At 63.3% G+C, this 11,909-nt stretch carries 11 protein-coding genes and 2 pseudogenes; 7 read left to right on the plus strand and 6 right to left on the minus strand.

Annotated features, from left to right (window positions below):
* Nucleotides 1-278 precede the first annotated feature (278 nt).
* The 7 genes and pseudogenes from HK436_RS26750 (at nt 279) to HK436_RS26780 (ending at nt 6,223) form a co-directional block, all read left to right on the plus strand.
* Nucleotides 279-1,871, plus strand: coding sequence for a globin-coupled sensor protein (locus HK436_RS26750; RefSeq protein WP_173194698.1), 1,593 nt, complete (start codon nt 279-281; stop codon nt 1,869-1,871).
* A gap of 11 nt (nt 1,872-1,882) precedes the next feature.
* Nucleotides 1,883-2,170, plus strand: coding sequence for an STAS domain-containing protein (locus HK436_RS26755; RefSeq protein WP_173194699.1), 288 nt, complete (start codon nt 1,883-1,885; stop codon nt 2,168-2,170).
* 2 nt (nt 2,171-2,172) lie between these two features.
* Entirely contained in the window at nt 2,173-2,538 is a 366-nt protein-coding gene (locus tag HK436_RS26760; RefSeq protein WP_173194700.1) for a response regulator, read from the plus strand.
* 19 nt (nt 2,539-2,557) lie between these two features.
* Nucleotides 2,558-4,788 (plus strand): annotated as a pseudogene (locus HK436_RS26765) (chemotaxis protein CheA).
* Entirely contained in the window at nt 4,785-5,261 is a 477-nt protein-coding gene (locus tag HK436_RS26770; RefSeq protein WP_173194701.1) for a chemotaxis protein CheW, read from the plus strand. The pseudogene HK436_RS26765 and the gene HK436_RS26770 overlap by 4 nt, the downstream one beginning before the upstream one ends.
* A 95-nt stretch (nt 5,262-5,356) precedes the next feature.
* Entirely contained in the window at nt 5,357-5,746 is a 390-nt protein-coding gene (locus tag HK436_RS26775) for a response regulator (protein ID WP_173194702.1), read from the plus strand.
* 90 nt (nt 5,747-5,836) lie between these two features.
* A complete protein-coding gene (locus HK436_RS26780) occupies nt 5,837-6,223 on the plus strand; it encodes a DUF8776 family protein (RefSeq protein WP_173194703.1) in 387 nt (128 codons plus the stop codon).
* A 6-nt stretch (nt 6,224-6,229) separates the two neighbouring features.
* Here the strand turns inward: HK436_RS26780 and HK436_RS26785 are convergent, their stop codons facing one another.
* From HK436_RS26785 to HK436_RS26810, 6 genes and pseudogenes are all read right to left on the minus strand, one after another.
* Complete coding sequence (locus HK436_RS26785; protein ID WP_173194704.1) at nt 6,230-6,559, minus strand: hypothetical protein; 330 nt, start codon at nt 6,557-6,559, stop codon at nt 6,230-6,232.
* Nucleotides 6,560-6,643: 84 nt separating this feature from the next.
* Nucleotides 6,644-7,221, minus strand: a pseudogene (locus HK436_RS26790) (chemotaxis protein CheD).
* 100 nt (nt 7,222-7,321) lie between these two features.
* Complete coding sequence (locus HK436_RS26795) at nt 7,322-8,362, minus strand: protein-glutamate methylesterase/protein-glutamine glutaminase (RefSeq protein ID WP_173194705.1); 1,041 nt, start codon at nt 8,360-8,362, stop codon at nt 7,322-7,324.
* Nucleotides 8,359-9,246 carry a CheR family methyltransferase gene (locus HK436_RS26800; protein ID WP_173194706.1) on the minus strand — a complete coding sequence of 296 codons (888 nt, stop codon included), beginning with the start codon at nt 9,244-9,246 and terminating at the stop codon, nt 8,359-8,361. The genes HK436_RS26795 and HK436_RS26800 overlap by 4 nt, the downstream gene beginning before the upstream one ends.
* A complete protein-coding gene (locus HK436_RS26805) occupies nt 9,243-9,713 on the minus strand; it encodes a chemotaxis protein CheW (protein ID WP_173194707.1) in 471 nt (156 codons plus the stop codon). The genes HK436_RS26800 and HK436_RS26805 overlap by 4 nt, the downstream gene beginning before the upstream one ends.
* Nucleotides 9,714-9,871: 158 nt before the next feature.
* The gene (locus HK436_RS26810; protein ID WP_173194708.1) at nt 9,872-11,854 is read right to left on the minus strand and encodes a methyl-accepting chemotaxis protein; all 1,983 of its coding nucleotides are present in this window, start codon (nt 11,852-11,854) and stop codon (nt 9,872-9,874) included.
* Nucleotides 11,855-11,909: the final 55 nt, after the last annotated feature.

The raw sequence follows: 11,909 nt of genomic DNA on the forward strand, positions 1-11,909 counted from the left end.
TTCGGCTGCGTGGCTGGGGCTTCACCGTTCCAGCCACGCCCACCTTGCATCCTGCCGCCGCAAAAGCCACGTTTCCATTCCCCAGCGTCATCCAAACCCTTGCCGCGTCAGGGGTTGCGTTAACATGAACGAAACCAATCCTCGCCTATTGATGCAGCGGGGCTTGGTGGGGGAATAACCAAAGGCATGATGCCGCGCTCCCGATCCGGCTGGACCGGAATGTCGATTATCCAGATCAGCGCATAGCCGCGGTTCCCTGCGGCTCGGGAATCTTTGCAATGGCCGCATCGAATGCGACCCGGGTGACGCTCGAAGAACGCCTCGACTTCATCGGTCTCGATTCCTCGACCCGTCAGAATCTGAGGAACCTCAAGCCTCTCCTTTCGCGCGAAATCGGCCCGGCACTGAACGTCTTTTACGACAAGGTGCGGACCAACCCGCAGACCAGCGGCTTCTTTTCGTCCGCAACCCATATGGAGACCGCGAAGGGTCGGCAGGCAACGCACTGGACCGGCATTGCCGAAGCATCCTATGGCGACAGCTACGAGCAGGCGGTCCGGCGCATCGGCGAAACCCATGCTCGTCTCGGCCTCGAACCGACCTGGTACATCGGTGGCTATGCGCTCGTGGCGGAGCATCTCGTCAAAGCGGTGGTCAAGGAAAACTGGCCGCGCCTGATGTCGCGCAGTGGGCCGGAAGCCATGAGCCAGGCGCTTGTCGCGCTGCTCAAGGCGATCATGCTCGACATGGACCTCGCGATCACCACCTATCTGGAATCGCTGGACGAGAAGCGTCGGCAGGCGGAAAACGCACGGCTCGAATCCGAACGGCGCCAGAGCGAGGCGGTCAAGGCGATCACCAGGGCGCTTGGCGGCATCGCAGCCGGCGATCTGACGACGCGGCTTGAGGACGGGCTCGCCCCGGAATTCGACCAGCTCAAGGCCGATTTCAATCACACCGCAGCCGCGCTCGCCAGAACGCTTTCCTCCGTCGCGCAATCGGCGGACAGCATCGGTTCGAGCTCAGAGGAAGTCGGTCGGGCCGCCGACGACCTTTCGCGTCGCACCGAGCACCAGGCCATGCGGCTGGAGCAGACGGCTGCCGCGCTCAACCAGATCACCGGCAGCGTCAAGCGCGCCGCCGACGGCGCCTCGCAGGCTGCGGCCAAGGTGGTATCTACACGCGAAGAAGCACGGCACTCCGGCGAGATCGTGGGCAATGCGGTGCGCGCGATCAGCGAGATCGCAAAGTCCTCGCAGGAAATCTCCCAGATCATCGGCGTGATCGACGAGATCGCCTTCCAGACCAACCTGCTGGCGCTCAATGCGGGTGTCGAAGCAGCGCGTGCCGGCGACGCGGGCAGAGGCTTCGCCGTGGTAGCGCAGGAAGTGCGTGCTCTGGCGCAGCGCTCCGCTGACGCCGCCAAGGAAATCAAGACGCTTATCGCGACCAGCTCCGCACAGGTTGAGCAGGGCGTGAAATTGATGGCCGAAACCGGCGACGTTTCGGAGCGGATCATCGCCAGCGTGGTGGAAATCGATGAGCTGGTAGCCGGCATCGCGTCGTCGTCGCGTGAGCAGTCGTTGGGCCTGTCGGACATCAACACCGCCGTCAGCGAGATGGATCAGGGCACGCAGCAGAACGCGGCGATGGTCGAGCAGACGACAGCGGCCGTCCATTCGCTGCGCAGCGAGGCCGCGACGCTCGCCGAGGGCGTCTCCGCATTCGTTCTCGACAGCGCGCCTCGTGCAAAAGCGAAAGCGGCTGCATCACAGACGGGACGACCGGCAAGGGGGCAGCCGGTCTACGCAACTGCAGGGGCGACCGCATTGGCGGTCAGGACGGAAACTTCCGAATGGGAAGAATTCTAGAGGAGAGGGGCATGGGCAAAACCGCCACGGAAAGCGTGACGCTTCCGAACGAACTCGACATCAAGGCGGCCGGTCCGCTCGCGGCAGAGCTGCTGGCAGCACGCGGAAAGGACCTCGCTCTTAATGCGTCGCAGATCGAGCGCGTCGGCGGGCAATGCCTGCAGGTGCTGCTTTCGGCTGCCGCGACATGGGCCGCTGACGGCGCCGAGCTGACGATCGAGGAGCCTTCGCCCGCTTTTTTCGACGCGATCCAGACCGCAGGCCTCGACCTCACGCAATTCACCGCACGGAGCAACTGACGATGGCGAAGACAATCCTGACCGTCGATGATTCGCGCACCATCCGCGAGATGCTGAAGGCGGCCCTTCTGGATGCCGGCATGGAAGTCGTGCAGGCCGAAGACGGTGTGCATGGCCTCGAAGTCCTGGAAACCTGCGATCCGGATGTGATCATCACCGACATCAACATGCCCCGCATGGACGGCTTCGGTTTCATCGAGGCCGTGCGTGGTTCCGACCGGCATCGCGCTATCCCCATCCTCGTGCTGACGACGGAAAGCGTCGACGAGAAGAAGGACCGGGCACGCCGGGCTGGCGCAAGCGGCTGGATCATCAAACCGTTCGATCCGGTCAAGCTCGTCACCGCGATCAACCGCGTCGCCGCCTGAGCGAGGGAGGACACCGACCATGGATACTATGGCCGCCATCAAGCAGACCTTCTTCCAGGAATGCGAGGAACAGCTCACCGAGATGGAAGAAGGCCTGATGGTGATCGAGCGCGAGGAAGGCGATCTCGAAACGATCAACGCCGTCTTCCGCGCCGTTCATTCGATCAAGGGGGCGCCGGTGCTTTCGGGCTCGACGACCTCGTGCGTTTCGCGCACACCTTTGAAACCACGCTTGACGGAATGCGCAGCGGCAAGCTGGAAATCACCCCGCAGATCGTCAAGCTCATGCTGCGCGCCGCCGACATCCTGTCCGACCTGGTGCGTATCTCCCGCGACGGCGGCGAGCTGGATGCTGCCCGCGTGGCGCAGATGGCGGAGGAACTCAGCAAGGCAGGCGGTGCTGTCCCCGCTCCGGCGGCTCCCGTTGCTCCTGTGGCCGACTTTTCGTTTGAACCTGTGGCTGCAGATGGTGACGGACCGGCAGTCGATGAGTTCGGTTTCGCGCCCGTCCAGATTTCCTTCGACACGCTCATCACCGACGGTGCGGGCAGCGACGGCCACACTTTCGAGATCAGCTTTACACCGCGACCGGAACTCTACGCCAAGGCCAACGATGCCCTGCGTCTGCTGCGAGAGCTTGGCCGTCTGGGCGAGATGAAAGTCAGCTGCGACGTTTCTGCACTGCCGGCGCTCGACGAGCTTGATCCGGAAGGTGCCTATCTGACCTGGAAAGTCAGCCTGACCACGGACGCTGATGAAAAGTCGGTTCGTGAGATTTTCGAATTCGTGGAATTCGATTGTGACCTGTCCATTGACGTCAATGTGGTTGGCATGGACGAGGAAAGTGCGGCCCAGACCGTCGAAGCCATCCTTGCCCAGGTCGCAGCCGAAGAAGCGGCCCAATCCGCCGCCGTCGAGCCTGTCGCAGTTGAGCCGGTCGTGATTGCGACAGAGCCGCAGGCAGCGCCGGATCCCGCACCCAGAACGCCCGTCGCAGCCAACCAGCAGTCCCAACCGGCAGCACAGTCGGGCCAGCAGCCCGGCGCCACCATCCGCGTTGATCTCGACCGTGTCGATCGCCTGATCGACCTGGTCGGCGAATTGGTTATCAACCAGTCCATGCTGGCGCAGCGTGTTACCGAGGCCGGCATCGCGCGCCTGTCGGATGTAGCTGTGGGCCTTGATGACCTCGAACACCTGACCCGCGAAATCCAGGATTCGGTGATGGCTATCCGCGCCCAGCCGGTGCGACCGATCTTCCAGCGCATGGCCCGCGTGGTACGTGAGGTCGCCGACATGACGGGCAAGTCGGTCCGCCTCGTCACCGAAGGCGAGAATTGCGAGGTCGACAAGACCGTTATCGAACGGCTGGCCGATCCGCTGACGCACATGATCCGCAACGCGATCGACCATGGCCTCGAAAAGCCGGAGGATCGCGTGAAGGCCGGCAAGCCCGAGCAGGGTGTGGTCAAGATGGTCGCGGCACACCGCTCCGGCCGCGTGGTGATCGAGGTGTCTGACGACGGCGCCGGCATCAACCGCGCCAAAGTGCGCGAGATCGCGGTCAACAAGGGCATCATCGATGCCGACGCCCAGCTCACCGATGCGGAGATCGACGATCTGATTTTCGCACCGGGCTTCTCGACTGCGGCAACCATCTCGGACGTTTCCGGTCGCGGCGTCGGCATGGATGTCGTGCGCCGCTCCATCCAAGCGCTCGGCGGACGCATCACCATTTCCTCACGTCCCGGAAACGGCACAACCTTCTCCCTGTCGCTGCCGCTGACGCTGGCCGTGCTCGACGGCATGGTGGTCACGGTTGCCGGGCAGACGCTGGTCGTGCCGCTGTCGGCCATCGTCGAGACCCTTCAGCCGAAAGCCACCGATGTTCACGGGCTTGGCGAAAAGGCACGCGTGATCGCCATCCGCGGGTCTTTCATCCCGCTTGTCGATGTCGGCAGCGTGCTCAGCTACCGCGACGAGGAGGCCGATCCGCTGCAGGGCGTGGCGGTGATGGTGGAGACCGAGAACCAGTCGCAATGCGCGCTGATGGTCGACGGCATCATCGGCCAGCAGCAGGTCGTCATCAAAAGCCTGGAAACCAACTACGGCCATGTCTTCGGCGTGGCGGCAGCCACCATTCTCGGCGATGGCCGCGTGGCTGTCATTCTTGACGTCGATGCAATTGTTGCCGGCTCTCGCAGCGATGTCGCGCGAGCCGACGCAAACCGAAAGAGGAGCGCAGCATGATCCAGGTCAGGGAACAGGACGCCACGGCGAGCAACGAGCTGATCGCTTTCCGCCTCGGCGAGCAGGAGTTCTGCGTCGACATCATGTCGGTGCGCGACATTCGCGGCTGGACGCAGACGACGCCGCTGCCCCATTCGTCGGCCTATGTGAAGGGCGTGATAAACCTGCGCGGCGCTGTGCTGCCGGTTGTCGACCTGGCCGCCAGGCTGGGTTTCGAGCCGGCGGAGCCGAGTGCCCGCCACGTCATCATCATCACGCAGGTGGGACACCAGACGATCGGTCTGCTGGTCGATGCCGTCTCGGACATCCTGACCGTCGATTCCGGCGCGATCCAGGCGACCCCCAACGTCGCCTCGGATCTGGCACGCACCTTCATGAAGGGCGTGATCGCGATGGAAGGCCGCATGATCAGCCTGATCGCGCTCGACAACGTGCTGACACAGAACCAGGCAGGACAGGGCCTGCTGAACTGACAACCCAGCCGCGCGGGGACCGGGAACGCGGCGACACACAGGGAAATCCCGCGCGAGCCGGCATTCGCCTCGGCGGGCAATAAGGAAAACGAGCTATGTCACTTCTTGCTCAGTTGAAAATCCTCGTCGTCGACGACACGACAACCAGCAGGCTTCTCGTCAGGGATGCGCTCGAAACGCTCGGCTTCCGCAACATCCAGGTGGCGGCCGACGGCGAACAGGCGATGAAGATGATGATGACGACACCGTCGCATCTCATCATCTCCGACATGAACATGCCCAAGATGAACGGGCTTCAGCTCCTGCATGCGATCCGGACGTACAAGCCGACGTCGCGTACGCCCTTCATGATTCTCACCGGCAGCCCAGACCGGGCTGTATTGGACGAGGGGCGCAAGCTCGGCCTCAACAACTATCTGACGAAGCCTTTCAACCCCGACCAGCTTCGCAGGGCGCTGGAAGCGATCGTGGGCAAGCTTCACTGAGGATCTTCTTGCGGGCAGTCCGCACGCAAGGGGCAGAATGCCGGTCGCGGTTTTGGCCGGAAGTGCGAGTAAAGCGTAGGGTTGAGTATCATGAGCCATGCACAGCGCGAAGACGCGGCAGAAACGGCCGAGCTTGTGGCCGACGTTCTTGCCCGCATCCAGTCCGAGCTTGAAGATATCGCGCGCCGTATCGACCGCAACCAGGCCGCCATCGCACGGTCGACCTGGGATGTAGGGGCGGCAGACGCTGCATACGTTCAGGCCATGCAGGATGCCGACCTCAGCGCCCAGCGTATTGCCGGCGTGGCGGATTTCCTGCGCGCCATTGGCGATGCCGCGCATCCACAATGGCGGATCGATACAAGCGCCGCGACAGGTGCCCTCAAGCTGACTGAGCTGGCGCGCTCGATCGGGCAGACAGGTTCCTCTGTCCAGGCTAAGGACGAAGCCGCTGCCGGCGAAGTCGACCTGTTCTGACAGGTTTCAGCCGAACACGGGCGTCCCTTCTACAAAGACCCTCATAGACGCTCCAAAAAGCAGGGTTGCACCCGTTACCGACATCGCGGCCGACGTTGCAATGTCGACACGATGCAACGGGTTTAGGACGATGCCGGCCGACGCCTCGTCAGAAACGCGTTTCATGGCGCGGACGCGCCACCACTGCAGCAACGACACTACCGCCAACGGCATTGCCCCGACCGAGTTGATAGGCAACGTCGAGGGCATGATCAGTCCGCTGGCCGCAACAAGGGCGGCAAGCAGCAGCCGCGTCACCGCCGACAGCAGACCAAGCCAATGCGCAATATTCTTCACGCCGCGACTCTAGCGGGCTGCAGTCGCGAACGCTATCGCAGCTCGACGCGCCTGCGTTGCTGCCCGCGACAACAACGCTTCAACCTAGAACAGCTCGACTGAGCCCTCGCTTTCGACCGGCGGCACCGGCCGGGTACGGCGCTCGACATCGAACACCTGGATGCTCTCGCGTTCCATCAGCGATTGCCGGGCACGCCCGGAGACTGGCCAGAACTGCACCTTTCGCCCATGCTCGCCAAGCAGGCTTCCGCCCACATGACGAATGCGTTCGGCAGCGAGAAAGCGCTCCGCAAACTCCGCGTTCTGCCGGCCGACGTCGGTGAGACCGTCGATAAGCCGCGCTCCCCCAAAAGCTTGGCTTCGAGCCGCTCGCGCCGCGCTCCGCGCGACAGAAGCGCGTTGACGAGCAACTCCATGGCATGAACGCCGTGGCGCTGCGCCTGGGAATCCGTGCCTTGCGATCGATTGCCCGGCAGAAGAAAGTGATTCATGCCGCCGACACCGGCGACGGGGTCACGCATGCATGCGGCCACGCAGCTTCCCAGCAGCGTCGTCAGCACGGCTTCAGGATCGTCGGTAACGAACTGCTCGCCCTGCACGACATGGACGCGGAGCCCGCCGGTGACGGAAGACGGTACGCCGGGCGGGCTTCGCTCGATCATGCCGCGTGTCATCGCCATGCACTCCGCAGGCGAAGTCCGGTCGATCCCGACCCATCAGGTGGTGTTTCGGTGATTGCGTGCATATGGCCCCCTCTGCACATCAAGCTGTTTCCCTAGTCGCGTTGCACCGGTTGATGATTTCCGCACCGATGCGTTCCAGCGGCAATTGCCGCTCGACCGCCCCTACCTCGAATGCAACCCTCGGCATGCCGTAGACCACCGATGTCTGTTCATTCTGGCCGATTGTCGCCGCGCCCGCATTGCGCATGGACAAAAGCCCATTGGCCCCGTCGCGCCCCATGCCCGTAAGGATGACGCCGACAGCGCCCTTGCCGGCAACGCGGGCGACAGAATCGAACAGAACATCCACAGAGGGGCGGTGCCCGTTGACCGCAGGCTCAGGAACCAGCCTGCATCGAAGCTGCGTCGATCCGACGACCTGGAGATGGTTGTCGCCTCCTGGCGCCAGATAAATCTGGCCGACGCGGAGCTGTGCGCCTTCGCTTGCTTCCTCGACATGGGCGGCGCAGGTCCGGTTGAGGCGCTCCGCGAAGCTTCTGGTGAAGGTGCCCGGCATATGCTGGGTGATGACAGTCGGCGGACAGTTGGCCGGAAAGGCCGACAGGACAGACAGTAGCGCTTCCACGCCACCGGTCGACGAACCGATCGCGACGATCCGACCGTCGGGTTTGAAATCGCCACCGGCGGCATGGCTGGGTGCGCGATCGGAACCTGGACGCACCCTTGCCCGCGCGGCCGCCTTCACTTTGGCCGCCAAACTGGCAAACGCCTGCTCGGCGGGCACGCCGGCGGATGGCTTACCGACACAATCGATGGCGCCGATTTCCAGCGCCGCAAGGCTTACGTCGGCTCCGACCTGCGTCAGAGTGGAGACCATGACCACCGGCATTGGCCGCAGGCGCATGATCTTTTCCAGGAACGCCAGGCCGTTCATGTTCGGCATCTCGACGTCGAGCGTGATGACGTCCGGATTGAGCTGCTTGATCGCCGCCTCTCGCGCTTCGAGCGGGTCGCCGGCCTGCCCGACCACGGAAATCTCCGGATCCCGACGGAGCACGGCGGAAATGAGGCTGCGCATCGTCGCACTGTCGTCGACGACGAGAACCCTCACCGAACTCATCGAGCACCGTCCTTGAGACGATATGTCGTGAGACCATCGGTTTCAAACTTGACCATGTCGGTGACGCGCTCCGAATGGCCGACATAGAGCCGTCCGCCCGGGTTCAGCAGCGGCCCGAAGCGCCCCCAGATCCGCGCCTGTGTCGCCTCATCGAAATAGATGACCACGTTGCGGCAGAAGATGGCGTCGAACCTGCCCTTCATAGGCCAGTTGCCCATCAGGTTCAGCTCGCGGAACGAGACCAGACGCCGCATTTCCTCGCCGGCACCCCAGGCATCTCGTGCCCCGTCCTTGACCCTGACCATCCAGCGATCGCGCAGGGCCGAAGGCACCGGCTGTACGGCTTCGTCGGAATAGACGCCGGCACGTCCCGTCGCGACCACGTTGGGGTCGATGTCGGTCGCGAGAATGCGCACGTCGTATTGTGCCGCATCCGGCAGCATGTCGAGTAGTGTCAGCGCGATCGAATAAGGCTCCTGCCCGGTCGAGCAACCCGCCGACCAGATGCGCACACGCCCCCGCGCCTTGGCACGGCTGACGAGTTCCGGCAGAACCCGGCTTTTCAGATGCTCGAAATGATGCGGCTCACGGAAATAGCGTGTCACGTTGGTCGTTAGCGCGGCCAGCATGTTCTGGCGCTCGCTGGTTCCTTCGGAGCCGCCGACGAATTTGCAGTAATCGCGGAAGCTCTCCAGCCCCAGCGCCCGCAACCGCTTCGCGAGCCTGGAATAGACCAGCGAGGCCTTGCTTTCGGTCAGCGCAATGCCGGCGTCGTCGTACAGCATCCGCGCGATGGAGAGGAAATCATCGTTGGTGAAGAGGAACTCGCCCTCGACCAACGCCTGCTGGCGTGCACCCGTCGCAGGCCTGATGGCGGTCGTCATGCTGCCTCGGCTTCCTTTTCGGGCAGAATGCGCTCCAGGCCGATCTCGCCGATCATGCGCCCTTCGACGGCAAGGATGCCGCGAATGAAAGAGCGTACCGTTTCGCTCGCAACATTTGGCGTGGGCTGAAGCATGTCTTCCGTTACGCTGAGAATGTCGCAGACGGCATCGACCAACAGTCCAGTCTCCTGCTCGCCGACGCGCACAACGATGATGACGTGGCGAGCTTCCGGCGTTGTGAAGCCGAAGCCAAGGCGGGCCGAGAGGTCGATGATCGGCAACACGGTCCCCCGCAGGTTGATGACGCCGCGCATGAACTTCTGCGCATGCGGCAGCGGGGTTGCCGGTGTCCAGCCGCGGATTTCGCGCACCGACATGATGTCGACGCAGAATTCCTGCGCGCCCACACGAAATGCGATCAGTTCGCGGCGGCGGTCGGACGCCCTTCTATTCAGATGTTCGCTCATTTTTTGTCCTGAGACTCCGCCGGTACACGAAGCAACAGCAGAAACTGCACGTGCCGAGAATGTGCTGGACGGCGTTAATTTCACGTTTAGTGCAGCCAGCACGTTCGGTTGCCGAAAGATGAGACCGCCGCTGTTCCAGCGACGGTCTGATTGTCTGGTCAGAACTCTTCCCAACCGTCGTCCTGCGGCTGCGCCGCAAGCAGGGCGGCGGCGTGGCCGCCACCGGCAGAGACTGTCTTGAGAGCAGGCCGCGCCGACTGAGGCTTTGGCGTCACCGCAGCAACAGGGGCCGAGTTGTTTGCAGCCACGGCAACCTTGCGGGGTGCTGTCTGTGCTCCGGCCTGGGTGCCGAGGCGGAACTTCGACACCAGTCGTGCCAGTTCGTCGGCTTCCTGTGCCAGATGGTGGCTGGCGGCTGTCGACTGTTCGACCATCGCCGCGTTCTGCTGGGTAACCTGGTCCATCTGGTTGACGGCCGTGTTCACTTCGCCGAGCCCGGTCGACTGCTCGCGTGCCGAAGCAGCGATCTCCGTCACCAGACCGGTGATCTCTCCCACCTGTGCCACGATCTTCTCCAACGCCGAGCCTGTCTGGCCGACGAGGTCGACACCCTGATCCACCTGCTGGGTAGAGGTCGAGATCAGATCCTTGATCTCCTTGGCGGCCTCTGCCGAACGCTGGGCCAGCGCGCGCACTTCCGACGCGACCACAGCGAAGCCCTTGCCAGCGTCGCCCGCACGCGCTGCCTCCACGCCGGCATTGAGCGCCAGCAAGTTGGTCTGGAAGGCGATCTCGTCGATCACACCGATGATCTGGCCTATCTGCTGGGACGATTTCTCGATCTGCGCCATCGCCTCGACCGCCTCGCGCACCACCGCGCCGGACTTCTCGGCGCCGACACGCGCCTGATCGGTCACCTGCGATGCCTGATGGGCGCCTTCGGCGGTCTTCTTGACCGTTGCGGTGATCTCGTCCAGCGCCGCCGCGGTCTCCTCCAGGCTTGCAGCCTGCTGTTCGGTGCGCCGTGACAGGTCGTCCGCTGCCTGGCTGATTTCGCCGGTGCCGGAGCGCATTCCCTCGATCGCCCCGGTGATCGTCACCATCGTGTCCTGAAGCTGCTGCGCGGTGGCGTTGAAATCGTCCTTCAAACGCTGCGCTTCCGGGGAGAAGGTATCGGTGATGCGATAGGTCAGGTCGCCATTTGCAAGCGCCGACAGACCGGTCGCCAGCGCCGAGATCGCGACGTGATCTTCCTCGGCTTTGCGGGCCTTTTCGCTCTCATTGCGCGACCGCTCGGCCTCCGCCGTGCCGCGCGCGTGCTCCGTTTCGCCTTCGAGCCGAATCTTCTCGATCGCCGCGTCCTTGAACACAAGCACAGCGCGAGCCATCTCGCCCACCTCGTCCTTGCGCTCCACGGCGGGCACTTCCACCGAATGATTGCCCGAAGCCAGTTCGCCCATCACGCCCGTCAGGGCATTGACTGGCGCCGCAATCATACGCGAAAGCAGCCAGCCAAGCGCGACAGCGATGAGAACCGACAAAGCCAGGCCGACGATGATGGCCATCTCGGTCTGGCTCATCGCTCTGGAACTTATAGAGGCAACCTCGGCAAGCTCGAGCCGCTCGCCTTCGGAAAGCCCCGCAAGGATGTTTTCAACGGCTTCCATGTAGCCGTCGGCAGGACCGCTCTGGCCAATCATCTCGATGGCCCTGAACCGGTTGATCGGATCCGCGTAATACTTCAGGCCGACATCGACGATATTCGTCTGCCATGCCTGCATCGCCGCCTCGGCGGTCTGGATCGCTCCGAGCATGTCTGCTTCGTTGCCATGACCGGCCTGCGATGCCTTCATCTTGTCAAGTGCTTCGTAAAAGCCCTTGCGGTGCTTATCGAGAAGACCCAGGTAGAAATCGTCGCCCGACACCAAAAACCCGCGATAGCTATTTTCCTGACGGGCCAGCTTGAATTCGGCCTGCGTGATGAGGTCGATCGCGGTCCGCGCGCCGTTCTCCTCGGCTGTTGCTTGCCTAAGTGTCTGAAGGTTCAGGTAAACCGCCGCACTCATACCGATGATGGTTGCGATAACCGCGAAGAAGCCGATCGCCAGCTTCCGTGAAATTTTCAGATTCTTGAACGACACGGTGACCCCCAAAATCTCGTGCAATCGCCCCGGCCCCGCGCCGGGCACAGCACCT

Source organism: Neoaquamicrobium sediminum (genome assembly GCF_013240295.1).
Lineage (GTDB): Bacteria > Pseudomonadota > Alphaproteobacteria > Rhizobiales > Rhizobiaceae > Aerobium > Aerobium sediminum.